Annotated in this window: 25 protein-coding genes and 1 tRNA gene; 10 read left to right on the forward strand and 16 right to left on the reverse strand. The window is 62.2% G+C overall.

Annotated elements, in window-relative coordinates:
- The 5 genes from pheS to AB4Y85_RS03725 form a co-directional block, all read right to left on the reverse strand.
- Positions 1 to 1,083: a phenylalanine--tRNA ligase subunit alpha gene (gene pheS / locus AB4Y85_RS03705; protein WP_441983502.1), complete on the reverse strand. Its 1,083-nt coding sequence runs from the start codon at positions 1,081 to 1,083 to the stop codon at positions 1 to 3.
- A 178-nt stretch (positions 1,084 to 1,261) separates the two neighbouring features.
- Complete coding sequence (gene rplT / locus AB4Y85_RS03710) at positions 1,262 to 1,630, reverse strand: 50S ribosomal protein L20 (RefSeq protein WP_441983503.1); 369 nt, start codon at positions 1,628 to 1,630, stop codon at positions 1,262 to 1,264.
- A gap of 43 nt (positions 1,631 to 1,673) precedes the next feature.
- Positions 1,674 to 1,874 (reverse strand): 50S ribosomal protein L35, encoded by a 201-nt coding sequence (rpmI, locus tag AB4Y85_RS03715; protein ID WP_109598789.1) that lies wholly within the window; start codon positions 1,872 to 1,874, stop codon positions 1,674 to 1,676.
- 199 nt (positions 1,875 to 2,073) lie between these two features.
- Positions 2,074 to 2,595, reverse strand: coding sequence for a translation initiation factor IF-3 (infC, locus tag AB4Y85_RS03720; RefSeq protein ID WP_441983703.1), 522 nt, complete (start codon positions 2,593 to 2,595; stop codon positions 2,074 to 2,076).
- 136 nt (positions 2,596 to 2,731) lie between these two features.
- Complete coding sequence (locus tag AB4Y85_RS03725) at positions 2,732 to 3,976, reverse strand: glycosyltransferase family 4 protein (RefSeq protein ID WP_441983504.1); 1,245 nt, start codon at positions 3,974 to 3,976, stop codon at positions 2,732 to 2,734.
- Between the two features lie 79 nt (positions 3,977 to 4,055).
- On the opposite strand from AB4Y85_RS03725, the gene AB4Y85_RS03730 reads away from it, so the two are divergent.
- Complete coding sequence (locus AB4Y85_RS03730; RefSeq protein WP_441983505.1) at positions 4,056 to 4,817, forward strand: alpha/beta hydrolase; 762 nt, start codon at positions 4,056 to 4,058, stop codon at positions 4,815 to 4,817.
- A 16-nt stretch (positions 4,818 to 4,833) separates the two neighbouring features.
- On the opposite strand, the gene AB4Y85_RS03735 is transcribed toward AB4Y85_RS03730, so the two are convergent.
- The 3 genes from AB4Y85_RS03735 to argH form a co-directional block, all read right to left on the reverse strand.
- Positions 4,834 to 5,100, reverse strand: coding sequence for a DUF1150 family protein (locus AB4Y85_RS03735; RefSeq protein WP_441983506.1), 267 nt, complete (start codon positions 5,098 to 5,100; stop codon positions 4,834 to 4,836).
- Between the two features lie 24 nt (positions 5,101 to 5,124).
- Complete coding sequence (locus AB4Y85_RS03740) at positions 5,125 to 5,559, reverse strand: Hsp20 family protein (RefSeq protein WP_441983507.1); 435 nt, start codon at positions 5,557 to 5,559, stop codon at positions 5,125 to 5,127.
- A 166-nt stretch (positions 5,560 to 5,725) separates the two neighbouring features.
- Positions 5,726 to 7,126: an argininosuccinate lyase gene (gene argH / locus AB4Y85_RS03745; protein ID WP_441983508.1), complete on the reverse strand. Its 1,401-nt coding sequence runs from the start codon at positions 7,124 to 7,126 to the stop codon at positions 5,726 to 5,728.
- 205 nt (positions 7,127 to 7,331) lie between these two features.
- Here argH and AB4Y85_RS03750 point away from each other — a divergent pair, with 205 nt between their 5' ends.
- Genes AB4Y85_RS03750 through AB4Y85_RS03775 form a run of 6 tightly spaced genes read left to right on the forward strand, consistent with a single transcriptional unit; the run spans position 7,332 to position 13,652 of the window.
- Complete coding sequence (locus AB4Y85_RS03750; RefSeq protein WP_441983509.1) at positions 7,332 to 8,927, forward strand: ABC transporter substrate-binding protein; 1,596 nt, start codon at positions 7,332 to 7,334, stop codon at positions 8,925 to 8,927.
- A gap of 7 nt (positions 8,928 to 8,934) precedes the next feature.
- Complete coding sequence (locus tag AB4Y85_RS03755) at positions 8,935 to 9,990, forward strand: ABC transporter permease (protein ID WP_441983510.1); 1,056 nt, start codon at positions 8,935 to 8,937, stop codon at positions 9,988 to 9,990.
- Entirely contained in the window at positions 9,990 to 10,919 is a 930-nt protein-coding gene (nikC, locus tag AB4Y85_RS03760; RefSeq protein ID WP_441983511.1) for a nickel transporter permease, read from the forward strand. The genes AB4Y85_RS03755 and nikC overlap by 1 nt, the downstream gene beginning before the upstream one ends.
- Positions 10,916 to 11,752 carry an ABC transporter ATP-binding protein gene (locus AB4Y85_RS03765; RefSeq protein WP_441983512.1) on the forward strand — a complete coding sequence of 279 codons (837 nt, stop codon included), beginning with the start codon at positions 10,916 to 10,918 and terminating at the stop codon, positions 11,750 to 11,752. The genes nikC and AB4Y85_RS03765 overlap by 4 nt, the downstream gene beginning before the upstream one ends.
- Positions 11,753 to 11,770: 18 nt before the next feature.
- The gene (locus AB4Y85_RS03770; protein ID WP_441983513.1) at positions 11,771 to 12,550 is read left to right on the forward strand and encodes an ABC transporter ATP-binding protein; all 780 of its coding nucleotides are present in this window, start codon (positions 11,771 to 11,773) and stop codon (positions 12,548 to 12,550) included.
- Between the two features lie 34 nt (positions 12,551 to 12,584).
- A complete protein-coding gene (locus tag AB4Y85_RS03775; protein WP_441983514.1) occupies positions 12,585 to 13,652 on the forward strand; it encodes a dipeptidase in 1,068 nt (355 codons plus the stop codon).
- A gap of 363 nt (positions 13,653 to 14,015) precedes the next feature.
- Here AB4Y85_RS03775 and AB4Y85_RS03780 read toward each other — a convergent pair whose 3' ends face one another.
- The 4 genes from AB4Y85_RS03780 to AB4Y85_RS03795 form a co-directional block, all read right to left on the reverse strand.
- Positions 14,016 to 14,855, reverse strand: a complete 840-nt coding sequence (locus AB4Y85_RS03780) for an ABC transporter permease (protein ID WP_441983515.1) — start codon at positions 14,853 to 14,855, stop codon at positions 14,016 to 14,018.
- Between the two features lie 4 nt (positions 14,856 to 14,859).
- The gene (locus AB4Y85_RS03785; protein WP_441983516.1) at positions 14,860 to 15,729 is read right to left on the reverse strand and encodes an ABC transporter permease; all 870 of its coding nucleotides are present in this window, start codon (positions 15,727 to 15,729) and stop codon (positions 14,860 to 14,862) included.
- Positions 15,726 to 16,811 carry an ABC transporter ATP-binding protein gene (locus AB4Y85_RS03790; protein WP_441983517.1) on the reverse strand — a complete coding sequence of 362 codons (1,086 nt, stop codon included), beginning with the start codon at positions 16,809 to 16,811 and terminating at the stop codon, positions 15,726 to 15,728. Before AB4Y85_RS03790 ends, AB4Y85_RS03785 begins: the two co-directional genes overlap by 4 nt.
- Positions 16,812 to 16,886: 75 nt before the next feature.
- Entirely contained in the window at positions 16,887 to 17,960 is a 1,074-nt protein-coding gene (locus AB4Y85_RS03795) for an extracellular solute-binding protein (protein WP_441983518.1), read from the reverse strand.
- Between the two features lie 170 nt (positions 17,961 to 18,130).
- On the opposite strand from AB4Y85_RS03795, the gene pip reads away from it, so the two are divergent.
- Complete coding sequence (gene pip / locus AB4Y85_RS03800; protein ID WP_441983519.1) at positions 18,131 to 19,075, forward strand: prolyl aminopeptidase; 945 nt, start codon at positions 18,131 to 18,133, stop codon at positions 19,073 to 19,075.
- A 275-nt stretch (positions 19,076 to 19,350) separates the two neighbouring features.
- On the opposite strand, the gene AB4Y85_RS03805 is transcribed toward pip, so the two are convergent.
- Positions 19,351 to 20,136 carry a 3-hydroxybutyrate dehydrogenase gene (locus tag AB4Y85_RS03805; protein ID WP_441983520.1) on the reverse strand — a complete coding sequence of 262 codons (786 nt, stop codon included), beginning with the start codon at positions 20,134 to 20,136 and terminating at the stop codon, positions 19,351 to 19,353.
- Between the two features lie 213 nt (positions 20,137 to 20,349).
- On the opposite strand from AB4Y85_RS03805, the gene pxpB reads away from it, so the two are divergent.
- Together pxpB and AB4Y85_RS03815 are read left to right on the forward strand one after the other, a co-directional pair.
- On the forward strand, positions 20,350 to 21,072 hold the full coding sequence (gene pxpB / locus AB4Y85_RS03810) for a 5-oxoprolinase subunit PxpB (RefSeq protein WP_441983521.1): 723 nt from the start codon (positions 20,350 to 20,352) through the stop codon (positions 21,070 to 21,072).
- Complete coding sequence (locus AB4Y85_RS03815) at positions 21,069 to 22,100, forward strand: biotin-dependent carboxyltransferase family protein (RefSeq protein ID WP_441983522.1); 1,032 nt, start codon at positions 21,069 to 21,071, stop codon at positions 22,098 to 22,100. The genes pxpB and AB4Y85_RS03815 overlap by 4 nt, the downstream gene beginning before the upstream one ends.
- Before the next feature lie 126 nt (positions 22,101 to 22,226).
- Here the strand turns inward: AB4Y85_RS03815 and AB4Y85_RS03820 are convergent, their stop codons facing one another.
- The 3 genes from AB4Y85_RS03820 to AB4Y85_RS03830 all read right to left on the reverse strand — a co-directional run bounded on the left by AB4Y85_RS03820 (position 22,227) and on the right by AB4Y85_RS03830 (position 25,104).
- Positions 22,227 to 24,428 (reverse strand): malate synthase G, encoded by a 2,202-nt coding sequence (locus tag AB4Y85_RS03820; protein WP_441983523.1) that lies wholly within the window; start codon positions 24,426 to 24,428, stop codon positions 22,227 to 22,229.
- A gap of 163 nt (positions 24,429 to 24,591) precedes the next feature.
- Positions 24,592 to 24,667 (reverse strand) — tRNA-Ala (locus AB4Y85_RS03825).
- Positions 24,668 to 24,726: 59 nt separating this feature from the next.
- Positions 24,727 to 25,104, reverse strand: a complete 378-nt coding sequence (locus tag AB4Y85_RS03830; protein WP_441983524.1) for a TIGR02300 family protein — start codon at positions 25,102 to 25,104, stop codon at positions 24,727 to 24,729.
- Positions 25,105 to 25,277: the final 173 nt, after the last annotated feature.

A 25,277-nucleotide genomic window follows, 5' to 3' on the forward strand; every position in this document is an offset into this window, starting at 1 on the left:
TTACGAAGTCAGGCCGCTGACGAGGGACGGGATGTCGAGCGGGCGGAAGCCGTAATGGTTCAGCCAGCGCACATCGGCCTCGAAGAACGGGCGCAGGTCCGGCATGCCGTATTTCAGCATCGCGATGCGGTCGATGCCCATGCCCCAGGCGAAGCCCTGGTACTCATCGGGATCGAGGCCGCAATTGCGCAGCACGTTCGGATGCACCATGCCGCAGCCGAGAATTTCGAGCCAATCGGTGCCCTCGCCGAAGCGGATTTCGCCGCCCTTGCGCGAGCACTGGATGTCCACTTCAGCCGACGGTTCGGTGAAGGGGAAGAACGACGGGCGGAAGCGCATCTTCACCTGATCGACCTCGAAGAAGGCCTTGCAGAACTCTTCGAGAATCCACTTCAGGTGCGCGATGTTCGCCTGCTTGTCGATGACGAGGCCTTCGACCTGATGGAACATCGGTGTGTGCGTCTGGTCCGAGTCATGGCGATAGGTGCGGCCCGGAATAATCACGCGGATCGGCGGCTTTTGCGTCTGCATCGTACGGATCTGCACCGGCGAGGTGTGCGTGCGCAGCACCTTGCGCTCGCCCTTCGCGTCGGGAGCGAGGAAGAAGGTGTCGTGCATCTCGCGGGCCGGGTGGCCTTCGGGGAAGTTCAGCGCCGTGAAGTTGAGGTAGTCGGTCTCGATATCCGGCCCTTCCGCCACGGAGAAGCCCATATCGGCGAAGATCGCCGTTAGTTCCTCGATCACCTGGCTGATCGGGTGGATGAGGCCGCGAGCCTCGGGCGCTTCCTGCACGGGCAGCGTCACGTCGATGCGCTCGGCGGACAAACGGGCCTCAAGAGCCGACTCCGCCAGAGTCTCTTTCTTGGCGGCGAGCGCGCCCTGCACCTTATCGCGCAGGCCATTGATGAGGGGGCCGCGTTCCTTGCGCTCATCCGGCGTCATGGCGCCGAGAGTCTTCAGGAGTTCGGAGACGGAGCCCTTCTTGCCGAGCGCGGACACGCGCACGGATTCGAGGGCCGCCTCATTGCCGGCGGCGTCGACCTGGGAAAGCAGGTCAGTTTCGAGTTGGTTGAGATCGGTCATCGGTCCCTAGCCTGATGCTAAGCGCTTTCAAGTGAGGCGCGGCGCAGGAACCGTGAAGATATCCGAGCCGCGTGGTCGCAACCGACAGCAATCAGCCGTCAGCGCGGATGGTCTCGGAGAAGGGGGAGTAAGGCGGTGCGACTGAAACCCAGCCGCACCGAAAGCTAGTCTATCCGATTTAGGCGGCCTGCTGCGGCAGGGCGGCCTTGGCAGCTTCCACGTAGGCAGCGAAAGCCGCCGGCTCGTGGATGGCCAGTTCGGACAGAACCTTGCGATCGACCTCGATCCCAGCCTTGCCGAGACCGTCGATAAATCGGGAATAGGTCATGTCATGCAGGCGGACGGCAGCGTTGAGACGCTGGATCCAGAGAGCGCGGAAGGTGCGCTTCTTGTTGCGACGATCGCGCGTCGCATACTGCATGCTCTTCTCGACCGCCTGCTTGGCGATACGGATGGTGTTCTTGCGGCGGCCGTAGAAACCTTTGGCGGCCTTAAAAACCTTCTTGTGCTTGGCGTGGGACGTAACGCCCCTTTTGACGCGTGCCATGGGAAAACTCCTTCAATATCCGGGATGTGTTGGGAAGACCGCCTTAGCCGTTGGGCAGGAAGTACTTCTTCACGTTGTAGGCGTCGCCCTCGAACATCGTCGTGGTGCCGCGCAGGTTGCGGATCTGCTTCTTGGTCCGCTTGATCATCCCGTGGCGCTTGCCGGCCTGGGCGTAAACGACCTTGCCGGTGCCAGTGATCTTGAAGCGCTTCTTCGCGCCCGATTTCGTCTTCAGCTTGGGCATTTTGCTCTCCTTTGGTCAGGCCTTGAGAGCGGGAAACCCGCCCTTTCAACCCATATTGCTACTGTGAGCAACACAAACCGCCACGGCAGCCCTAACAGCCGGGCGGTTCGATGAAGGGCGGCTTATGGCAGAAGGCCGCCCAAAAAGCAATGGCCGCCGGAACCCCGACGGCCATGAATCTTGCTGGAAATGGAGTCTTTTACCGAGGTGCGAGCACCATGACGACCTGACGGCCTTCGAAGTTCGGCTCCATCTCGACCTTGGCGATATCGCCCACATCGGCCTTGACCCGGTCGAGAACCTTCAGGCCGAGAGACTGATGCGCCATTTCGCGGCCGCGGAAGCGCAGGGTGATCTTCACCTTGTTGCCTTCCTCGAAGAAGCTCTTCATGGCCTTCATCTTGACGTCGTAATCGTGATCGTCGATGCCCGGACGCAGCTTGATTTCCTTGACCTCGACAGTCTTCTGCTTCTTGCGCGCCTCGGCGGCCTTCTTCTGCTCAAGGAAGCGGAATTTGCCGTAATCGAGGATTTTGCAGACCGGAGGAGTGGCGTTCGGCGAGATTTCCACCAGGTCGAGGCCGGCGTCTTCGGCTACGCGCAGGGCATCGAAGAAGGGCACTACACCCTTGTTCTGTCCGGTGTCATCGATCAGCTGAACTTCGCGGACTCCGCGAATGTCTCGGTTGGCGCGCGGACCGTCTTTCTGCGGCACCGGCATGGGTCTCATGGGACGACGAATGGCTCTTATCTCCTGTTTAAGGGCTCAGTTGAGAGAGCAGACTTGGCCTCAGGCCTCTGCAGGATACTCAACGTTGCCGAGAATGATCTGACATTTCGCCCAAAATGGCGCGAAGTCAACTTGTTCTATGGGTAAAATGGTTCTCCAGAAGAGCCGAATACACATTCAGCGTGCTGGAAACCATGCGTTCGAGCGAGAAGTGGCGCTCCACATGGGCGCGGGCGCGGGAGCCCAGCGCAATCCGGGCGCTGGCGCCCAGGTCGAGGGCCTCCCCGACGGCATCGGCCAAAGCCTCCGAGTCGTTCGGCGGAACGCGCCACCCGGTCCGCTCCTGCGGCGCTACAGCGGGAGGGGAGAGAACCGTCTCCGGCACCGCCCCCAGATCCGACACCACGACCGGCGTGCCCATGGCTTGGGCCTCCACCGCCGAGCGGCCGAAGGCTTCCGGCTCCGTGGACGGCACCGTCACGACGGCGGCGGTCAGGAAGGCCGCCGGCATATCCGTGCAATGGCCGACCCGGCGCACGATGTCCTTCAGCTTCCTTTCCGCGATCAGGCCGTCCAGTTCCTTCACGTAGGAATCGCGCCCCTGCGGATCGCCGGCGAGGATGTAGACGACATCCGTCAGGCCCTTGTCGCGTAGCCTGGCCGCCGCCTCGATCAGGACCTTCTGGCCCTTCCAGCCCGTCAGACGGGCCGCCAGCAGCACCACTCGTTCGTGGGGCGCCACCTTCCAGGCCTTCCGCAAAGCCTCGATCCGCTCCGGCGCGACCGCCCCGGGGGAAAACTTCAGGAAATCCGTTCCGCGATAGATCACTCCCACCCGGTCGCCGGCTTGGGGATGCATCGAGCGGATCAGGTTTCCTGTATATTGCGAATTGGCGATGACCACGTCGCCCCGCGCCATGACCGAATTGTAGAGGACCTTCACCGAGGAACGGCCGGAATAGCTGCCGTGATAGGTGGTCACGAAGGGGATGTGGAGGCTGCGCGCCGCCCCCAAAGCCACCCAGGCCGGAGCGCGGGAGCGGGCATGGATCAGCGAGACCTTCTCGCGGTGGCAGATCTTGGCGAGCTTGCGCACGTTGAGAAGCATCGAGATCGGGTTCTTCGTGGCCGCCGGAAAGGGAATCCAGATGCCGCCCTTGGCCTGCAACTCCCCCACGAGCCGTCCGCCATCGGTGGCCACGAGCGCCCGTGCGCCGGCATTCACCAGGCCCTCGGCGATATCGACGGTGGTACGCTCCGCACCACCGGCTTCAAGCTCCGGAATGATCTGCAGGATTGTCCTTCCCGCCAGGGGATGGACCTGGGATGACGGAAAAGCCGCTCCTCCGCCAGGTCGCGCTGAAAAACTCACCGATGTAAGAGCCTTCTTAAATGGAATCACAGAATCGCTATTAAACGCTTGCTTCAAAGCAGTTGAGGATCGGTTAACCATGCAGCAAAGCGTCACGGTCGGCAAAGAGGCCGACGCACGCCAGATCGCCGTGATCTCCCGCGAGGGCAAGGGGCCGCCCGTGGTCTGGCTCGGGGGTTTCAAGTCCGACATGCGGGCCACCAAGGCCGGCGCTATCGATTCCTGGGCCGAAAAGAATGGCCGCGCCTTCCTCCGCTTCGACTATAGCGGACACGGCGAATCAGGGGGAGATTTCGAGCAAGGCACCATCTCCCGCTGGCTGGAGGAGGCGCTTGCGGTGATGGAGACCCACCTCACGGAGCGCCCCATCCTCGTCGGCTCTTCCATGGGCGGCTGGATCTCCCTGCTGGCAGCACGCGAGCTGATGGCCAGGCGCCCTGCCCTCGCCCCTATCGGCATCGTGCTGATCGCTCCCGCCACCGACATGACGGAGCGGCTCATGTGGGACCGTTTTCCCGAGGGCCTGCGCCAGGGCCTCGAGGAAACAGGCGTCTATTACCGGCCCTCCGCCTATTCGGAGGATTCCTACCCCATCACGAAGAAGCTGATCGAGGATGGGCGCCGCCATCTCCTTCTGGGACGGCCGATCCAGACCGGCTGCCCCGTGCATATCCTGCAAGGTATGGAAGACCCGGACGTGCCCTGGAGCCACGCCCTCCAGCTCGTGGAGCGCCTGCCAGGCGACAGCGTTTCCCTGACGCTCATCAAGGACGGCGATCACCGCCTCTCGCGCGATGAGGATCTGGAGCGCCTGATCGGCGCCATCGAGGCGATTGCTTGAAAGGTTTAGGTGAGCCTTAATGCAGGCTCACCGTCGTCAGGTCATGCGCCCATGCGTTGGCGACTGCCGCGTCCTTGGAATCGGTGAGGACGATGGGCTCGCCGCTGGCGGAGAGGAGCGCGAAAAGCTCCATGCCGGGCTGCAGTTTCGGGGCCTGGGGAAAGAGCCGCGCCACGTCGTCGGAGCGCAGGGGCTTCACATAGGCCACATCGCCGAGGCCCAGATTGGCCAGCTCGGCCACATCCAGAGGCTGTCCGGCATGATTGGTGATATCGAAATTCATGGCCTTCTCCTTATGCGGCTGCCGTCACACCTTGTCCGAGGCGATGATGTTGATCTTGCGGACGATCCGCTCCGGCTCAGGCCGAGCCAGATCGATCGACAACAGGCCATTGGACAGATCCGCGCCCGTCACCTCCATGCCGTCGACAAGGAGGAATGTGCGCTGGAACTGGCGGGCAGCGATGCCGCGATGAAGGAAGTGCCTTGTCTTGTCGTCGGACTGACGCCCCCGGATGACGAGCTGACTCTCTTCCAGGGTCACTTCCAGCTGATCCCGGGTAAAGCCGGCGACAGCCAGGGTGATGCGCAGACGCTCAGGAGCGTGCTCGTTGCGAGCAAGGCGCTCGATATTGTAGGGCGGATATCCATCCCCGGCGGCTTTCGCGACGCGGTCGAGCGCCTGCTCGATCTCGTCGAAGCCTAACAGAAACGGGTGCCCAAAGGGCGACTGACGCGACATGTACGAAGCCCAAGGTTAGAGGCACTTCGGAATTTGAGCCCGCTCATGCGGCACTCAGGCGACCGTTGCCGGCCGCTGACAGCAATATGGATATGGTTCCTGGGCGGATCAAGGGTCCGGCCGGGACAGCCCAGCTGGACCCGAATTCAAGGTAAACGGCCGAGCCTCAGACCTTGCCGCGCCACCAAGCCACCTGCTCGGCCACCTGGACCGGCGAGGTGCCGCCGAAGCTCGTGCGCGAGCGGACCGAGTTCTCAACACCCAGCACGTCGAAGATGCCCTTATGGATGCGCGGCTCCACGGATTGCATGACTTCAAGCGGCAGTTCTTCGAGGGTGCAGCCGCGCTGCTCGGCTTCCGAGACGATGCGCCCTGTCACGTGGTGGGCGTCGCGGAAGGGGATGTTGAGCGAGCGGACGAGCCAGTCGGCGAGATCGGTCGCCGTGGAGAAACCGGCTCCGGCAACCGCCGCCATGCGCTCCGGCACGGGCTTCAGATCCTCGATCATGCCGGTCATGGCGGCGAGCACGATCTCGATGCTGTCGGCGGCGTCGAAGACCTGCTCCTTGTCCTCCTGCATGTCCTTGGAATAGGTCAGCGGCAGGCCCTTCATCATGGTGAGCACGGCCATCAGCGAGCCGAAGATACGGCCGGACTTGCCGCGCACGAGCTCCGCCGCATCGGGATTGCGCTTCTGCGGCATCATGCTGGAACCGGTGGTCCAGCGGTCGGGCAGCTTCACGAAGCCGAACGGCGCCGACATCCAGATGATGATCTCTTCCGCCAGCCGCGACAGGTGCACGGCGCTGATCGAGGCTGCCGCCATGAACTCCAGCAGGCTGTCGCGATCCGACACGGAATCCAGCGAGTTGCGCGTCGGACCGTCGAAGCCCAGCGCCTTCGCGGTCATGTGCCTGTCGATGGGGAAGGACGTGCCGGCGAGCGCGCCCGCGCCGAGCGGGCACTCGTTGAGGCGCTTGCGGGAATCGCGGATGCGGCTGCGGTCGCGGCCGAACATTTCCACATAGGCCATGAGGTGATGACCGAAGGTCACCGGCTGCGCGCTCTGGAGATGCGTGAAGCCCGGCATCACGGTCGCGACGTTCTTCTCCGCCTTGTTCAGCAGCGCCTTGATGAGGTTTGTCAGCTGCTCCTCGGTGCGGTCATGGGCATCGCGCATCCAGAGGCGGATATCCACGGCGACCTGATCGTTGCGGCTCCGCGCCGTATGCAGGCGCGCCGCGGGATCGCCCACGATCTCGCGAAGCCTGCTCTCCACATTCATGTGAATGTCTTCGAGCGCCTTGGAATAGGTAAAGCTTCCTGTCTCGATCTCGCCCAGCACCCGCTGGAGGCCCTGGTGGATCGCATCACGGGCGCTCTCTGCGATGATGCCCTGCTTGGCGAGCATCGCGCTGTGGGCGATGGAGCCCTGGATGTCCTGAGCATAAAGGCGCTTGTCGAAGTCGATGGAGGCGTTGATCGCTTCCATGAGCGCGCTCGGCGAGGACGAGAACCGTCCACCCCACATGGTGTTGGCACCGGTCTTCTTGGCTTCTTCAGACACTGTGTTTCATCCAGAGATTAAGGTTCGCAAGGCTTTGCCATAGGTCACCCCGCAAGGCAAAGCCGTAACAGGGATGCACAGGCATTAATCACTCCAAGCAATGTTTGCCAGTTTAAAACCAGTTGCTAGACTCGACAGAGCCTGTGTGATTTGCATTCATACATCGCCGCAAAAAGGCGCATGCAGCGCTTAAGGGAACTGGCCTATGAAAATGCTACCGAAATTCCTCCTATCCGCCGCGATGGTCGCCACCATGGCCACCTCGTTCTCTGCCGTTCAGGCTGCGACGCCCCCGGACACCCTGGTCCAAGCCTGGCAGATGGACGACATCATCTCGCTCGATCCGGCCGAGGTATTCGAGTTCACGGCTTCCGAACTCCTGGGCAACACCTATGAGCGCCTGATCGCCTATGATTACAAGGACGTTTCCAAGATCTACGGCGAGGTCGCCGAGTCCTGGACGGTCTCTCCCGACGGCAAGACCTTCACCTTCAAGATCCGCCAGGGCAAGAAGTTCGCCTCCGGCAACCCGCTGACGGCCGAGGACGCAGTGTACTCGCTCCAGCGCGCCGTGATGCTCGACAAGTCGCCGGCCTTCATTCTCGGTCAGTTCGGCTTCACGAAGGACACCGTCAAGGACAAGATCAAGCAGACTGGTCCCTTCGAGTTCACGATGGAGCTCGACAAGTCTTACGCCCCGACCTTCGTTCTGTATTGCATGACCTCCAGCGTCGCATCGATCGTCGACAAGAAGCTCGTCATGCAGAACGAGAAAGACGGCGACATGGGCTATAACTGGCTGAAGACCAAGTATGCCGGTTCCGGCCCCTTCTCGATCCGCGATTGGAAGGCGAACGAAGTCGTCGTATTGGAGCGCAACCCGAACTACGACAAGAAGGCACCGCTTGCTCGCGTGATCTACCGCCACATTAAGGAAACGGCGACTCAGCGCCTGATGCTTGAGAAGGGCGACGTGGATATCGCCCGCAACCTGAACCCGGAAGAGATCGCAGCCGTTTCGAAGAACGCTGACATCAAGGTTGATTCCGGTCCGAAGGGCGGCCTCTGGTATCTCGGCCTGAACCAGAAGAACCCGAACCTGGCGAAACCCGAAGTCCGCAAGGCGCTCAAGTACCTCGTCGATTACGCGGCCATCGCCGACACGATCATGAAGAATAAGGGCACCGTCCATCAGGCCTTCCTGCCTAAGGGCTTCCTGGGTGCAGTTACGGAAAACCCCTACAAGCTCGACGTCGCCAAGGCGAAGGAACTGCTCGCGCAGGCAGGCCTGAAGGACGGCTTCACCGTGACCATGGACACCCGCTCCACCGCCGACGTCACCGGCACGGCGCAGGCCATCCAGAACACCTTTGCGCAGGCTGGCGTGAAGCTCGAAATCATCCCGGGCGACGGCAAGCAGACCCTGACCAAATACCGCGCCCGCCAGCACGATATCTATATCGGCCGCTGGGGTGCCGACTATCAGGACCCGAACACCAACGCCGACACTTTTGCCGCGAACGACGACAACAAGGACGATGCGAAGGCCAAGCCCCTCTCCTGGCGTAACGCCTGGGATCCGGGCCCGCTGACGGCAAAAACCCGCGCCGCCGTTCTCGAGAAAGACGCCGAGAAGCGCGCCACGATGTACAAGGAGCTGCAGCAGGCGGTTATGGATGATGGCCCGTTCATCATCTACCTGCAGGAAATCGAAGTCGCTGCCCAGCGTAAGAACGTCGATGGCTTCATCATCGGTCCGTCCTTCGACACCAACAGCGTCGCTCAAGCCAAGAAGAACTAATCTCTCGATGGCATCTTCAATCGCGAACGGAGGCGGAGGGCACGATGCCCTCCGCTTCTACCTTACAAAGATCGTTCAATTTCTTGTCGTGCTGGCGACGACCCTGCTCGGGCTTGTTGCCGTCACCTTCTTCATCGGCCGCGTCGTTCCCATCGATCCGGTGATCGCCATCGTCGGCGACAGGGCTCCCGCGCATGTCTATGAGCGCGCGCGCCAGGAACTCGGCCTCGATCTGCCGATGATTCAGCAATTCTGGATCTATCTGAAGAAAGCCGTTACCGGCGATTTCGGCAATTCGGTTCTCACCACCAATCCGGTGATGACGGACATCATCAATGCCTTTCCGGCAACCTTCGAGCTGGCGACGCTCGGCACCCTGATCGGCACGTTCATCGGGATCCCGCTCGGCGTTCTCGCCGCGGTGAAGCGCGGCAGCATCATCGACCAAGTCGTGCGCTTTCTCGGATTGGCTGGCTATTCCATTCCGATCTTCTGGCTTGGACTCATGGGACTGCTGCTGTTCTACGCCAAGCTCGGCTGGGTCGCGGGGCCTGGGCGCATCGACGTGACCTATTCCTATCTCTACACGCCGGTCACGGGCATCGTGCTGCTCGACACCGCCATGCAGGGGCAGTGGGATGCGTTCTGGGATGCGGTTTCGCACATCCTCCTGCCCGCATGTCTGCTCGGCTATTTCTCGCTCGCCTATATCAGCCGCATGACGCGTTCGTTCATGCTCAACGAGCTGGCTCAGGAATATGTGATTGCTGCGCGGGTGAAGGGTCTGTCAGAAATGCGCGTGATCTGGAAACACGCATTGCGCAATGCGGCCGTGCCGCTGGTCACCGTAATTGCTTTATCCTACGCGAACCTGCTTGAAGGCTCCGTGCTCACCGAAACCGTGTTTGCATGGCCGGGTCTTGGCCAATACATCACCAATTCCCTGCAGAATGCGGACATGAACGCGGTGCTGGGCGGAACGCTGGCGATCGGCACCGTCTTCGTGCTGCTCAATCTCGTCTCCGATCTGCTCTATCGTCTACTCGATCCGAGGACCCGCTGATGGCTGGTGCCCCCCTCTCCCAACCCACCGGCATGCGGGCGTGGCTTCTCTCCGCAGAGCCGCATTCCCGCTGGCAGGCCCGCCTCGGCCGCCTCTATCTCGGCTGGCGCTCGTTCACGACGAACCCGCTTGCCGTGCTGGGCCTCAGCATCGTGCTGCTGCTGCTCTTCGTGGCCATCTTCGCGGATTTCATCGCGCCCTATTCGCCCATCTCCGGCGGCGATCTGCGCACGCAGCGCCTCCTGCCGCCGAGCGAAACCTATTGGCTCGGCACGGACGATCAAGCACGGGACATATTTTCGCGCATCGTCTACGGCTCGCGCATCACGCTGTTCGTGATCGTGCTAGTGTCGATCATCGCGACGCCCATCGGCCTCCTTGTCGGCACCGTCTCCGGCTATCTCGGCGGCTGGGTCGATACGGTGCTCATGCGCATCACCGACATCTTCCTCGCCTTCCCGCGCCTCGTGCTGGCGCTGGCTTTCGTGGCGGCTTTGGGCCCGGGCATCGAGAACGCCGTCATCGCTATTGCGATCACGTCCTGGCCGCCTTACGCACGCATCGCCCGTGCTGAGACGCTGATGATCCGCAACAGCGATTTCATCGCGGCCGTGAAGCTGCAGGGCGCCTCCACGCCGCGCATCATCCTGCGCCACATCGTGCCGCTCTGCCTCTCATCGCTCATCGTGCGCGTGACCCTCGACATGGCGGGCATCATCCTCACCGCGGCGGGCCTCGGCTTCCTCGGCCTCGGCGCGCAGCCGCCCGCACCCGAATGGGGCGCGATGGTCGCCACAGGCCGCAACTACCTCATCGATCAATGGTGGGTCGCCGCCATGCCGGGAATCGCCATCTTCGTGGTCAGCCTGGGCTTTAACCTGCTGGGTGACGGCCTGCGCGACGTTCTCGATCCGAAGGCTGCCAAATGACGAAGCCGCTTCTCGAAGTCGAGGACCTGCGCGTCCGCTTTCATCTTCGCACCGGGATCGTCGAGGCGGTGCGCGGCATCTCGTTCCAGCTCGGCCGCGAGCGCTTGGGCATCGTCGGCGAATCCGGCTCCGGCAAGTCGCAGACCGGCCGCGCGATCCTCGGCCTTACGCCGCCGCCCGGCGAAGTGACGGCCAAGCGTCTCGTGTTCGACGGAATCGATCTGCAAACAGCCTCGAAGCGCACGCTGCGCCAATTGCGCGGCGGCCGCATCAGCATGGTGATGCAGGACCCGAAATATTCGCTGAACCCGGTCATGACCATCGGCGAGCAGATCATCGAGGCCTATCAGGCGCATAAGAAGGCAAGCCGTGCGGAAGCGCGCGACAAGTCGCTCGCCATGCTGGAAGCGGTGAAGATGCGCGATCCGCAGCGCGTCTTCTCCCTCTACCCGCATGAGGTGTCGGGAGGCATGGGCCAGCGCGCCATGATCGCCATGATGCTCGTCACCGATCCCGACCTTCTCATCGCCGACGAGCCGACCTCCGCGCTCGACGTTACGGTGTCGATGGAGATCCTGCGCATTCTCGACGAGCTCGTCTCCGAGCGCGGCATGGGCCTCATCTTCATCTCGCACGACCTGAAGCTTGTCTCATCCTTCTGCGACCGCGTGCTCGTGATGTATGCGGGCCGCGTGGTGGAGGAGCTGGAGGCGAAGAACCTGCGCGAGGCCAAGCATCCCTACACGCAGGGCCTCATGCGCTGTCTGCCGACGCTCGCGAACGATGTTCGCCCGCTCCCTACCCTCAACCGCGACCCCTCGTGGGCTCTGTGAACGGGGGATTGAAGAACAATGCTCGATATTCATAACCTCAAAGTCGTCTACGGCACCGGCCGCATGCGGGTCGACGCCGTCAAGGACGTGAGCTTCCATGTGGAGCAAGGCGCGTCCTACGGGCTCGTCGGCGAATCCGGCTCCGGCAAGTCAACGGTGCTGCGCGCCATCTGTGGCCTTGCGCCAATCTCAGGCGGCGGCGTCAAGGTTGACGGCAAGGAAGTGACGACGCCGCGCGGCAAGGAATTCTACCGCACCGTCCAGATGGTGTTTCAGGATCCCTACGGTTCCCTACACCCCCGTCATACGGTGGACGACACACTCTCCGAGCCGCTCGCCATTCATGGCGAGAAGGACGCGGAAACGCGCATCGTCCAGGCGCTGAAGGAAGTCGGCCTCGGCCCCTCCTTCCGCTTCCGCTATCCGCACCAGCTCTCCGGCGGCCAGCGCCAGCGCATCGCCATTGCGCGCGCGCTGATCCTGCGCCCGAAGGTCCTCCTTCTGGACGAGCCTACCTCGGCGCTCGATGCCTCGGTGCAGGCGGAAATTCTCAACCTTCTGGATGATCTGCGCCGCAAATACGGCCTGACCTATATTCTGGTGAGCCACGACCTCGCGGTCGTCGCGCATCTGTGCGAGCGTCTTCTGGTCATGCGCCACGGCGAAGCGGTGGAGGAAACGACATCGATAGCTTTGCGCAGCGGCCAAGCTTCCAATGAATATACGCAGTCCCTGATCCAGGCGAGCCAGGGCTTCACGCGCGATCCATCCCAACCGGCTCCGGCTTTCGCCGGTTGAGTTTCATTCATTTCATCTGAAGAGCAGAAAACCGATGTCCTCTTCCGCCCCGATGCCCGTTTTCGACGGCCACAACGATGTTCTTCTCCGCCTCATGCGCGGCAAGATTCAGCCTGAGAAGGCGTTCCTGGAAGGCGACAATATCGGCCACATGGATTGGCCGCGCATGAAGCAGGGCGGCATGTTCGGCGGCTTCTTCGCGGTCTATGTGCCTTCCGAGGACATGGGAACGGATGTCGACGCGCTAATGTCGAACGCGCGATACGACGTGCCCCTGCCGCTACCGCTGCCCTTCAGCGCCAGCCAGCACGTGACCGTGCATATGTCGTCGCTGCTGATCCGCATCGAGCGCGCCTCGAACGGTGAGGTGAAGATCTGCCGCAGTGCCGCCGACATCCGGCATTGCCTCGACAACGGCAAGCTCGCCGCGATCCTGCATATCGAGGGCGCTGAAGGCATCGATCCCGACCTGTATATGCTGGACGTGCTCTACGAGAGCGGCCTGCGTTCCATCGGCCCGGTCTGGAGCCGCTCCAATATCTTCGGCCACGGCGTGCCGTTCCGCTTCCCCGCCACGCCGGATATCGGCCCCGGCCTCACCGAGCGCGGTCGCGCGCTCGTGCAAGCGTGCAACCGCCTGAAGATCATGATCGATCTGTCGCACCTGAACGAGGCAGGTTTCTGGGACGTGGCGAAGCTATCCGACGCGCCGCTCGTCGCCACCCACTCGAACGCCTATGCGGTGTGCCAGCATTCCCGCAACCTCACCGACAAGCAACTCGCCGCGATCCGCGAAAGCCGCGGCATGGTGGGCGTGAACTTCGCCACCTCGTTCATCCGCTCGGACGGTCGCCGCAATGACGACACGCCGCTGGAGGAGATGATCCGCCACATGGATCACCTGATCGAGCATGTAGGCGTGGACAGCGTCGGCTTCGGTTCCGATTTCGACGGCGCCACCATTCCCGCCGAGATCGGCGACGTGCGCGGCCTCCCTCGCCTGGTCGATGCCATGCGCAAGCACGGCTACGACGAAGCGACCCTGCGCAAGCTCTGCTACGAGAACTGGGTGAACGTGCTGGAGCGCACCTGGGGGCGGTGAGAGTGTGAGAGACTAATGGGGATCGTAACACCGCTTCTGAGCCATCACCCTTTAATCGGGCGGTGGCGATCGGAAGAAGATGACGGACGCTCAGAGTATGTTGTCTCTGCAGACCCGAACGGCATCCGTGTAAGAGGGTGTGACTTCATTGACGGTGAGGAGTTCCAGATCTCCGACGTCAAATGGACTGAAAGCAGCGTCGATTTCAAAACGCATATGCCCTCGACAGGTCGCCGAGGGCATATTGTTCTGACATTCGTACAATCTCTTCAAGCTGTTATGATGACTTACACGTTTACAGATACGTGTATCGCTCACAAGTTCGACGAGCGCTGAGCCATTCTTACGGAATGTGCGCGCTCATTATCTCTCAGCCTTAGCCGTCAGCGCGAAGACGCTCGCGATCCCGCCCACACCCAGCATCAGCAGCAGGCTCACCGCATTGATCGCTGGCGATGCGCCTTCGCGCATCTGGCCGTACATGGTGATCGGCAACGGCGAATCTGAGCCGACGAGCATCAGGGTCGTGTTGAAGTTCTCGAACGACATCAGCAACGCGACCAAGCCCGCGCCAATGAGCGCGGGCCTCAAGAACGGCAGCGTGACCGTGCGCAGCACGCGAAGGCGGCTGGCGCCGAGATCGAAGGCTGCTTCTTCCAGCGACCGGTCGAACTTGCGCAGGCGCGCGGCGATGATGAGCGTGGAGATCGTCAGGATGAACGAGAGCTGGCCCAGAACCACCAGCGGCAGGCCGGGTCGCAGGAAATCGAGATCCGTCTGAAGCCATTCCTCGAGCCCGTTCGCCACCCGCGAGAAGAAGGCGAGGATCGAGATGCCGAGCACGACGCCCGGGATGACGAGCGGCCAGAGCATCATCATGGACAAAAACGTCTTGCCGGGGAATTCCGCGCGCTCCAGCACCCAGGCATTCACCGTGCCGATGAACACGGCGAGCAGCGCCACGGGGATCGCCACCTTGAAGCTGTTGGCGATGGTATCCAGCCAGATGGGATCGACCAGCACACCGGGCTTGGCTCCAGCCGCGCCCGTGCCGGTGAACCATTCCAGCGTGAAGCCGCGCCAGGGCGGCGACGGGAACGGGCTCGCGTTGAAGGCGAAGATCGCCACCACGAGGAGTGGCGCGAACAGGAAGATGTAGAACGCCGCGATGTAGAGCTTCCAGGAAAGGGTTGGACGGTTCATGGCGTCATGCCTGCTTCAAGGTGGTGCCGAGGCTCTGCCCGGTGAGGCGCAGGCCCACCCCCACGATGGCGGAGGACAACAGGAGGAGAAGGATGCCGAAGGCAGCACCCTGCGGCCAGTTGAAGCGCGTGATGAACTGCGCGTAGATCTGCTCCGTGAACCACAACCCGTTCTTACCACCGAGCAGAACCGGCGTCGCGAAATTGCCGACGCTGAGCATGAACACGATGATAGAACCGGCGACGATGCCGGGCATAGCATGCGGAATCACGATGCGGCGCAGCACCGTCCAGCGGCTGCCGCCGAGATCGTAGCCCGCTTCCACCACGGACGGCTCCAGGCTTTCCAGCGCGTTTGCCAGCGGCACGATCATGAAGAGCAGGCCCCCATAGACAAGGCCGAGGATCACCGCGCCGTCGTTGTAGAGCAATTCCACCGGCTGATCGGCAAGCCCTATAGCGCGAAGCGTATAGGAGATAATGCCGGTCTCGCGCAGAAGGATCATCCAGCCGAGCGTGCGCACGAGCTCCGACACCCAGAAAGGTAGCAGGCAGAGCAGCAGCAGCATCGCCTTCAGGCGGCCTTGCGCCACGCGGGCGATATAGAGAGCGATGGGAAAGGCGAGCACAAGGGTGAGTGCGGTCACGATGATCGACATGATCGCCGTGCGTGCGAAGGTGCGCCAGTAAAGCGGCTCGGTGAAGAATTCGAGGTAGTTGCCGAAGCCGAAGGTGTAAACACGCGGTGCCACGCGCTCGCTGAAGGAAAGGACGAGAATCTCCACATGCGGCAGCACAATGAGCAGGCCCAGCCACAGAACGGCCGGAGCCAGGAGCAGGAAGAGCGTGAGGCTCTGGGCCGGTTTCTTGCTCATGCGGCGAACACCTTCATGGCATCCGCCGTCCAGCCCACATGGATCGGCGCGCCGACCTGGATGCCGGCAAGCGGCCCCGCCTGCGGCAGCACCGCGCGGACGGGCTGGTCGAAACCGGAGGCGTCGATGAGCAGGCTCGAATTCGCGCCGTCGAACAGCACCGCCGAGACGCGGCCCTCGAAGCGATTGGGCAGGCTGCTCAATGCGGACGAATCCTGTGCCAATGCGACGGCCTCGGGGCGCACGAAGGCGAGCAAGGCTTTGTCCGCGACCTTGCCTTGACCCTGCACCACCGTGCCGGAACGCAGGCGCACGGAGATGGCCCCGTTGGAGGCAGCCGCTGCTTCGCCCTGCCACTTGTTCGTCTCGCCGACGAAGCTGGCGACGAAGGGCGTTGCCGGATTGTGGTAGAGCTCGCGCGGGCTTCCCACCTGCTCGAACTTGCCCTGGTTCATGACCGCAATGCGGTCGGACATGACCAGCGCTTCCGACTGGTCGTGCGTGATGTAGGCGAATGTCGTGTTGAAGGTACCTTGCAGCTGCTTCAACTCGATCTTCATGTGCTCACGCAGCTTCAGATCGAGTGCGCCGAGCGGTTCGTCGAGAAGCACGAGTGTCGGCTCGAGCACGAGGCAGCGGGCAATCGCCACGCGCTGGCGCTGGCCGCCGGAGAGCGCCGTCACGCGGCGTTCACCGAAGCCTTTGAGGCCCACGCGCTCCAGCATGCGGCTGGCGCGCTCCTCGGCCTCCGCGCGCGACACGCCGCGACAGGTGAGACCGTAAGCAACGTTCTCGCCCACGCTCATCATCGGGAAGAGCGCGAGGCTCTGGAAAACCATGTTCACCGGGCGCTTGTTGGCCGGAACGCCGATCATCGACTTAGCTCGAATGCGAATGTCGCCGGAGGTCGGATGTTCGAAGCCTGCGATCATGCGCATCAGCGTGGTCTTGCCGCAGCCGGAGGGCCCGAGAATGGAGAAGAACTCACCGGGAGCGACGCTGAAGCTCACATCGTTGACGGCTGCATAGGAGCCGAAACGCTTGATGACGTTGACGAGATCGAGATCGGATGAATGAGCCATGGCACTGCCGGAACAAGCATAGAAACAGGCATCCCCCGGGCAAGCCGGGGGATGATATTGAAGCGAAGTGGAGACTTACGAACCGGCTTTCAGACGGTCGAGGATCTTGCCCTCGATCTCTTCGAGGCCGGCCGGCACGGCCGGATACCACTTGATGTTGTCGATGGCGGCTTTCGGGAAGCTCTCGGCGAACTGATCTTTCAGCTTGCCCTGCATGAGCTTGTCGGCGCCGTTGGAAGCCGTGAAGTTGCCGGCGGCAGCGGCCACCTTCGCGGCGATCTCAGGACGCATGTTGAAGTTGATCCACTTGTAGGCGGCGTCGTCATTGCGGCCCTTGGAGGGGATCGCGAAGGTGTCGACCCAGCCCAGAGCGCCCGACTTCGGCGCGATGAACTTCATGTCGGCGTTTTCGGCATTGAGCTTCCAGCCACCCGTATCCCATGCCATGGCGGCGGCGATCTCGCCGGAGCGCACGGCATTGAGGAGCTGGTCCGAGCCTTCCCAGAAGAACTTAAGGTTCTTCTTGCACTCGGCAAGCGTGGCGCCGACCTTGTCCATCAGCGCGGAATAGGCCTTCACATCGCCATAAGCTGCGAAAGGATCCATGCCGTTGGCAAAGGCGAACGCGATCAACGCGGGGCGCTTGGCGCGGAAGCTAGTCTTGCCGGCGAGCGACGGATCGCAGAGATCGTTGTAATCGGCAACCTTCGGCGCGGTCTTCACGTTCACGACGAGACCGTCCGTGCCCCAGATATGGGGGACGCCGTAGACCTTACCGTCGATGGTGGTGTTCTTCTTGGTCGCTTCCAGCATGGAGGCGATGAAGAGATCGGACTTGAGCTTGGAGAGATCGAGCGGCTTGTAGATGCCGAATTCGGCCTGCGGGCCGGCAATGCGATCCTGGCTCGGCTGGACGATATCGAAGCCAGCACCTTGCGTGGCGCGCAGCTTGGAGATCATCTCCTCGTTGTTGGAGGTCGTGACCTCCACCTCAATACCGGTTTCCTTCGTGAACTGCTCGATCACGTCTGCCGGTGCGTAACCCGACCACGTCAGGAGCCGCAGCTTATCGGCGGCCTGGGCCGATCCGGCGATCATCAGTGCGGCGAAAGCGGTAGCCAGCTTCAAGCTGGCGCGTTTGGTCAACATTATTCATCCTCCATATGGACGGGCTATTACCCTGTTCCCCAGTTGCAAAGTTATATGACAGTGCAACGACATGCTAGTGGGTCTGAAGCCGGCTCACGAACCCTTCTCAAAGGTGACTTCACCCTGCCCCATGGTTATGGATAAGCTCTGATTTTTCGGAGCCTTTTCCCATGCGCACATTCTACCCCGAGATCGAACCCTACGACCACGGCATGCTCGATGTGGGCGACGGGCATAGGGTCTATTGGGAATTATGCGGCAACCCCGACGGGAAACCCGTGGTGTTCCTGCATGGCGGCCCCGGCGGCGGCTGCACGCCGACCCAGCGGCGCCTGTTCGACCCCGAAAAATACAAGATCCTTCTCTTCGACCAGCGCGGCTGCGGACGTTCGACGCCCTATGCAAGCCTGGAGGCCAACACCACCTGGCATCTCGTGGCCGACATCGAGCGCCTGCGCGAGATGATCGGTGTGGACAAGTGGATGGTGTTCGGCGGCTCCTGGGGCTCCACCCTCGCCCTTGCCTACGCGGAAACTCACCCTGAACGCGTGACCGAGCTTGTGCTGCGCGGGATCTTCACCCTGCGTCGTTCGGAACTGCTCTGGTACTATCAGGAAGGCGCGTCCTGGATCTTCCCCGACAAGTGGGAAGGTTTTCTCGCACCGATTCCGGAAGAAGAACGCGGCGACCTGATGGCCGCCTACCGCAAGCGTCTGATCGATCCCGATCCCGCTGTTCGCGCCAAGGCCGCGCGGGCCTGGAGTCTGTGGGAAGGCGAGACGATCACGCTGCTCCACAACCAAGGTTACAGCGACCAGTTCGGCGACGAGCATTACGCCATCGCTTTTGCGCGCATCGAGAACCATTACTTCGTCAACAATGGCTGGTTCGAGGAAGGGCAACTGATCCGCGATGCCCATAAGCTCAAGGACATTCCCGGCGTGATCATCCAGGGCCGCTACGACATCACCACTCCGGCAAAATCCGCGTGGGATCTGCACAGGGCTTGGCCGGAAGCGCAGTTCACCATTGTGCCGGATGCGGGACACGCGGTGAGCGAGCCGGGCATCACGCATCATCTGATCGAAACGACGGATCGATTTGCGAACCAATGATTGTCATTCCGGACGGCATGGCCGATCCGGGATCGCTGAACCCTTTTGTCATTCCGGGGCCGCGCAGCGGAGCCCGGAACCCATAGCCGCCACAGATGTAGAATGAAACGAGCGGGCCCCGTTGCGTTCTTCTCAGCACCGTCGTGGTTATGGGTTTCCACGCCTTCGGCGCGGTCCTTCGGGTCGGGCTCGCCTTCGGCGCCCCGGAATGACAGTGCTCTATTCTGAAGCCGATCCCGGATCGGTTACGCCGTCCGGGATGACAATGCGGTGACTTACTTCGCGGTCCAGCCGCCATCCATGGAGATGTTCGCGCCGGACATCTGGCTCGCGGCATCCGAGCACAGGAACACGGCCATCGCCGCCACCTGATCGACCGTCACGAACTGCTTTGTCGGCTGGGCTTCCAGCAGCACGTCGTTGATAACCTGCTCCTTAGTGAGGCCGCGCGCCTTCATGGTGTCGGGGATCTGCCTCTCGACCAGCGGCGTCCACACATAGCCGGGGCTGATGCAGTTCACCGTGATGCCGTGGGTCGCGGTTTCGAGCGCCACGGTCTTCGTGAGGCCCGCAATGCCATGCTTGGCCGCTACATAGGCCGATTTGAACGGCGAGGCCACGAGGGAATGGGCGGAGGCCGTGTTGATGATTCGGCCCCATCCGCGCGCCTTCATGCCGGGTACCGCCGCGCGGATGCCGTGGAACGCGGAGGTGAGGTTGATCGCGATGATCTGGTCCCATTTCTCGACTGGAAATTCCTCGACCGGCGAGACAAACTGGATGCCAGCGTTGTTCACCAGGATATCCACGCTGCCGAAGGTCTTCTCGGCCTGATGGATCATGTCGGCGATCTCCTCGCCCTTGAGCATGTTGGCCGGCGAATAAACAGCCTTCACGCCGAACTCACTCTCGATTGCGGCGCGAGTCTTTTCGATCTCGGCCGCGTCGCCGAGGCCGTTGATGACCACATTCGCTCCTTCCTTGGCGAGAGCCCGGGCGATGGCCAGCCCGATTCCGCTGGTGGAACCCGTGACGACGGCGGTCTTGGATGTCAAAGTCATGGTCTGCTCCGCATGGGCCTCGAGGCCCCTCATGTGAGGTGACATAGCACGAAGGGAAAAGCGGGGTTAAGTCTATCAAAAAGAGGGGTGGGCCGTCAGGCACGCGCCGCCCGTCACAGATGCTTCGGGTGCATGACGCTCTTCGCCATTGTTGCGTCATGGCCGATGTGGGATGAAGGGGCATGTCTTTCGGTCAATGCCATCGATGGGTGAATGGTGCAGATTCCCAGATTCCTCCCCTGCGGCGATAGCGCCCTGACAATCGAGTTCGGAAGCAGGGTTGACCCTGAGCTAAACGCCAGGGTCCTCGCGCTCGACGAAGTACTGCGCTCCCTAGCGCCCGAAGGCCTGCTGGAGACCGTGCCGACCTATCGCTCTCTGACGGTTCAATTCGACCCGGCGGTTCTGGATTATGATGCCCTCGTGCGCTTCCTGACGGAGACGAGCGCGGAGCTGAAACCGCGCGAGAGTACCGGCAAGCGCTGGCGCGTGCCGGTCGTCTATGGCGGCGAATACGGCATCGATCTGGAGAGTGTCGCGGAATCGAAGGGCCTGACGCCGAATGAGGTGATCGAGATCTTTTCGAGTGCCGTCTACAGGATCTACCTGATCGGCTTCATGCCGGGCTACGCCTATCTCGGCGGCCTCGATCCCCGTCTCGTGACCTCGCGCAGAACCCATCCACGCGCAAAAGTGCCGAACGGCACGATCATGATCGGCGGCGAGCAGGCGGGCATCGTGCCTATGGAAATGCCGAGCGGCTGGCATCTTCTCGGGCGCACGCCCGTGCGCAGCTATGCACCTGAACGGGACCCGACCTTCCTGTTCGAGGCGGGCGACGAGATCGTGTTCGAGCCCATCGATGCCTCGCGCTGGGATGCGCTGGAAAAAGCGGCGCTCGCGGGCGAGCCCGTTGCCGAACAGGTGCGCTCATGATGAGCCTCGTTGTCAAAAGCTGCGGGCCGATGACGAGTCTGCAGGATTGGGGTCGCCTGGGCTATCAGCGGTTCGGCGTCTCGCCCTCCGGCGCCATGGATCGGCGCTACCTTGCCATGGCAAATGCGCTCGTCGGCAACGCGCCTGCAACGGCCGCCATCGAATTCGTCAATCTCGGCGGCACCTTCACCGCCGAAGGCGGCGATCTGCACGTGGCACTCATCGGCGCGGATTGCACGATGCATATCGATGACGTGCTGATTGAACCACAAACATCCGCCATCCTGAAGGAAGGCCGGACGCTGCGTGTCGGCCACGCACGCACGGGTACGTTCGCCTATCTTGCCGTTGCGGGCGGCTTCGCCATCGAGCCGCAATTGGGCAGCCTGTCGTTCCATCTGCGCTCGCAACTCGGCGGGCTGAATGGCTCCGCCCTGAAAGCCGGCGACCATCTCCCCTGCAACGATGCGGGCGACCACATGCCGATGCATCTGCCTGTGGCAATTCCAGAAGAGAGTGGCCCCATCCGCGTGATGCTGGGGCCGCAGGATGATTACTTCACCGAAGACGCTATCAACACGTTCCTGAATGCGGTGTTCACCATCAGCCCCCAGGCCGACCGCATGGGATTTCAGTTGAACGGCCCGCAGATCGAGCACGCGAAGGGCTTCAATATCATCTCGGACGGCATCGTCGATGGGCACATTCAAGTGCCCGGCAGCGGCTTCCCCATCGTGCTGATGCGCGACCGACAGACCGCCGGCGGCTATCCGAAGATCGCGACGATCATCAGCACCGATCTCGCACGCTTTGCGCAGCTGCGCCCGGGTTCGCCGGTTCGCTTCCGCGCCGTGTCACGTGATGAGGCGGTTTCCGCTGCACGCCAATTCAAGGATTGGGTTGCTGCCTTGCCATCGGCGCTCAAGCCCCTGCGCTTCGACCTGACGACGGAACATCTGCTCAGCACCAATCTCATCGGCGGCATGGTGGATGCGCTGGCGCAAAAGACGTCTGAACACGGTGCTTGAATCGTGTTCACTCACGTCATCACCGGCCTTGTGCCGGTGATCCCGATGTCTTGAAGCGTCGCGCTTTTCGGATCGGGATGGCCGGGACAAGCCCGGCCATGACGAAGCAGATGTTGCTATTGCCTCTTACTTGGTCTTGACGCCGCTGTCCTCGCTGCGATCCGCAGCGCCCGCGGCTTTCGCCTCGCGGCGGCGTTCGTGCAGCACGTATTCGGTATAGCCGTTGGGCTGCTCGACGCCCTTGAAGATCAGGTCGCTCGCTGCCTGGAAGGCAGGGCCGTCGAAACCCGGAGCCATCGGACGGTAGAGCGGATCGCCCGCATTCTGCCGGTCCACCACTTCCGCCATGCGGCGAAGCGTCTGCATCACCTGATCCCGCGTGACAATGCCGTGGCGCAGCCAGTTGGCGAGGTGTTGGCTCGAGATGCGCAACGTCGCGCGATCCTCCATGAGGCCGACATCGTGAATGTCGGGCACCTTCGAGCAGCCGACGCCCTGATCGACCCAGCGCACCACGTAGCCGAGAATGCCCTGGCAGTTATTGTCGAGTTCCTGCTGCACCGCATCCGGCGCCCAGTTGGATTGCGACACGGGAATGGTGAGGATGTCGGAGAGCTTGGCGCGCGGACGCTTCTTCAATTCCTCCTGACGCGCAGGCACGTTCACCTGATGGTAGTGCAAAGCGTGCAGCGTTGCAGCGGTCGGCGACGGCACCCAGGCGGTGTTCGCGCCAGCCTGCGGATGGCCGATCTTCTGCGTCATCATGTCAGCCATCTTGTCGGGCGCGGCCCACATGCCCTTGCCGATCTGCGCCTTGCCCGGCAGGCCGCAGAGCATGCCCACATCGACGTTGTTGTCCTCGTAGGCTTTGATCCACGCGGTCGACTTCATGTCGTTCTTGCGGATCATAGGGCCGGCTTCCATGGAGGTGTGAATCTCGTCGCCCGTGCGGTCGAGGAAGCCCGTATTGATGAACACGATGCGCTCGGCAGCAGCCTTGATGCAGGCCTTGAGGTTGACGCTGGTGCGCCGCTCCTCGTCCATGATGCCCATCTTCAGTGTGTTGGGCTGAAGTCCGAGCACGTCCTCGACGGCTCCGAACAGTTCGTTGGCGAAGGCCACCTCGTCCGGTCCGTGCATCTTGGGCTTCACGATATAGACCGAGCCCGCCCGGCTGTTTGGCGTCGGTCCCTTGCCCTTCAGGTCATGGATGGCGATGAGCGCCGTGACGGCGGCATCGAGAATCGTCTCCGGTATCTCCTGACCTTTCTCGTCCAGCACCGCATCCGTGAACATGTGGTGGCCCACATTGCGCACGAGCATGAGGCTGCGGCCATGCAGGCGAACCTCGCCGCCATTCGGTGCGGTGTAGACGCGATCCGCATTGAGCTTGCGCTCGATGGTGCGACCACCCTTCTCGAAACTCTCGACAAGATCGCCCCTCATCAGGCCGAGCCAGGTGCGATAGACCTCGACCTTGTCGTCGGCATCCACCGCCGCCACCGAATCTTCCAGGTCCATGATGGTGGAGACGGCCGATTCGATGACGAGATCGGCAATGCCTGCGGCATCATCCGCGCCGATGGGGCTCGAACGGTCGATCTTGATCTCGATATGCAGATTGTTGTGGCGAAGCAGGATGGCCGAAGGATTCACCGAATCGCCCTGGTAGCCCGCGAGCTGGCCCGCATCCTTCAGGCCCGTCTCGCCACCACCCTGAAGCTTCACCTTGAGGGCGCCGCCCTTAATGGAATAACCGGCGGCATCCTTATGGCTTCCTTCAGCCAGCGGCACCGCCTGGTCGAGCAATTCACGGGCACGTGCAACGACCTTGGCGCCGCGAACCTTGTTGTATCCACCCGAGCGCGTGGCCCCTCCCTCCTCAGAAATAGCATCCGTGCCGTAGAGGGCATCGTAGAGGCTGCCCCAGCGGGCATTGGCGGCGTTCAGTGCGTATCGGGCGTTGGAGGTTGGCACCACGAGCTGGGGGCCGGCGATATGGGCGATCTCGTCGTCCACGTTCTGCGTCTTCACCTCGAAGTCGCCGGGCTCCGGCAGGACGTACCCGATCTCGCGCAGGAACTGCTCGTACTCGATCTGATCGAAAGGCTGTCCGGCGCGGGCCCGGTGATAATCGTCGATCTGCGTCTGGATCTTGTCGCGGACCGCCAGCAGCTCCCGGTCGCGCGGGGCGAAGGTTCGGACAAGCCCGGCCAGGCCGCTCCAGAACGCATCCGCAGATACGCCCGTGCCGGGAAGCGCCTCCTTCTCGATGAAATCATGGAGAGTTGCTGCAACCTGGAGGCCATTCGTCTGAACGCGCTTCATCGCTTCCGCTTTCTTGGAGAGAGGAGATCCCTGCCCTTAGCTTAAGGCGGGCCGACTAAAAATGAAGATGGGCGCGCTTTCCATGAGACATTGGGCTGATGGAATACGTCTGTTGGAAACAAGGCAACAAAAAAGCCGCCCGAAGGCGGCCTTTTGAAAGATTTGGTGGAGCCAGGCGGGATCGAACCGCCGACCTCTTGCATGCCATGCAAGCGCTCTCCCAGCTGAGCTATGGCCCCATCTGAACCGCGGTGTTTGGGGCACCGCGGCGTCTCTATAGTCGGCTCTGAGCCGAGGTTCAAGCCTCTTCGTCGTCTTCGATATCACTATCGATCAGGCCGGCCACATCGTCGTCGCCTTCTTCCTCGTCCTCGAGGAAGGTGTCGTCGTCGCTGTCGTCGACCACTTCGATATCATCATCGACGGAGACGTCCTTCTCGTTCTCACCGGCCTCGACCTCGTCGAGGGACACCATCTCCGGACCATTGGTCTCGAGTTCGGTATCCTCATCCTCTACTTTGGCGCGGGCGATTGCGGGAGCCGGGACGCGGCTCAGGGCCATGGCCTGGAAGACGGTGCCGCATTTGGGGCAGACCGCCGGGTCCCTATTGAGATCGTAGAATTTTGCGCCGCAGCTCATGCACTGGCGCTTCAAGCCGAGTTCCGGTTTGGCCACGGGTGATTGCCTTCATAGAGTGAATCGTTGGGAAGGCACCCGTTAGTCATGAGGGGAGGCCTTGTCAAATAGGAAATTGCAGGAGACACCCCCACCGGGCCGAGCTTGCGCGTGACGGAGAGAAACCGGCGTGTTAGGAGCCCGCCTTCGGGAGAGAAGCCCCTAGGGTCCAA

It is taken from the genome of Microvirga sp. 2YAF29 (genome assembly GCF_052114605.1).
In the GTDB taxonomy this organism is placed as follows: domain Bacteria; phylum Pseudomonadota; class Alphaproteobacteria; order Rhizobiales; family Beijerinckiaceae; genus Microvirga.

Coding starts and splice junctions, on each gene's coding strand:
- infC (WP_441983703.1), bottom strand. CDS start 2,595: ATGCCGGTGCCGCAGAAAGACGGTCCGCGCGCCAACCGAGACATTCGC.
- AB4Y85_RS03750 (WP_441983509.1), top strand. CDS start 7,332: ATGAAAATGCTACCGAAATTCCTCCTATCCGCCGCGATGGTCGCCACC.
- AB4Y85_RS03765 (WP_441983512.1), top strand. CDS start 10,916: ATGACGAAGCCGCTTCTCGAAGTCGAGGACCTGCGCGTCCGCTTTCAT.
- AB4Y85_RS03770 (WP_441983513.1), top strand. CDS start 11,771: ATGCTCGATATTCATAACCTCAAAGTCGTCTACGGCACCGGCCGCATG.
- AB4Y85_RS03780 (WP_441983515.1), bottom strand. CDS start 14,855: ATGAACCGTCCAACCCTTTCCTGGAAGCTCTACATCGCGGCGTTCTAC.
- AB4Y85_RS03755 (WP_441983510.1), top strand. CDS start 8,935: ATGGCATCTTCAATCGCGAACGGAGGCGGAGGGCACGATGCCCTCCGC.
- AB4Y85_RS03740 (WP_441983507.1), bottom strand. CDS start 5,559: ATGTCGCGTCAGTCGCCCTTTGGGCACCCGTTTCTGTTAGGCTTCGAC.
- AB4Y85_RS03790 (WP_441983517.1), bottom strand. CDS start 16,811: ATGGCTCATTCATCCGATCTCGATCTCGTCAACGTCATCAAGCGTTTC.
- AB4Y85_RS03795 (WP_441983518.1), bottom strand. CDS start 17,960: ATGTTGACCAAACGCGCCAGCTTGAAGCTGGCTACCGCTTTCGCCGCA.
- AB4Y85_RS03785 (WP_441983516.1), bottom strand. CDS start 15,729: ATGAGCAAGAAACCGGCCCAGAGCCTCACGCTCTTCCTGCTCCTGGCT.
- nikC (WP_441983511.1), top strand. CDS start 9,990: ATGGCTGGTGCCCCCCTCTCCCAACCCACCGGCATGCGGGCGTGGCTT.
- AB4Y85_RS03735 (WP_441983506.1), bottom strand. CDS start 5,100: ATGAATTTCGATATCACCAATCATGCCGGACAGCCTCTGGATGTGGCC.
- pip (WP_441983519.1), top strand. CDS start 18,131: ATGCGCACATTCTACCCCGAGATCGAACCCTACGACCACGGCATGCTC.
- pheS (WP_441983502.1), bottom strand. CDS start 1,083: ATGACCGATCTCAACCAACTCGAAACTGACCTGCTTTCCCAGGTCGAC.
- AB4Y85_RS03775 (WP_441983514.1), top strand. CDS start 12,585: ATGTCCTCTTCCGCCCCGATGCCCGTTTTCGACGGCCACAACGATGTT.
- rpmI (WP_109598789.1), bottom strand. CDS start 1,874: ATGCCCAAGCTGAAGACGAAATCGGGCGCGAAGAAGCGCTTCAAGATC.
- pxpB (WP_441983521.1), top strand. CDS start 20,350: ATGGTGCAGATTCCCAGATTCCTCCCCTGCGGCGATAGCGCCCTGACA.
- AB4Y85_RS03815 (WP_441983522.1), top strand. CDS start 21,069: ATGATGAGCCTCGTTGTCAAAAGCTGCGGGCCGATGACGAGTCTGCAG.
- AB4Y85_RS03820 (WP_441983523.1), bottom strand. CDS start 24,428: ATGAAGCGCGTTCAGACGAATGGCCTCCAGGTTGCAGCAACTCTCCAT.
- AB4Y85_RS03730 (WP_441983505.1), top strand. CDS start 4,056: ATGCAGCAAAGCGTCACGGTCGGCAAAGAGGCCGACGCACGCCAGATC.
- AB4Y85_RS03805 (WP_441983520.1), bottom strand. CDS start 20,136: ATGACTTTGACATCCAAGACCGCCGTCGTCACGGGTTCCACCAGCGGA.
- rplT (WP_441983503.1), bottom strand. CDS start 1,630: ATGGCACGCGTCAAAAGGGGCGTTACGTCCCACGCCAAGCACAAGAAG.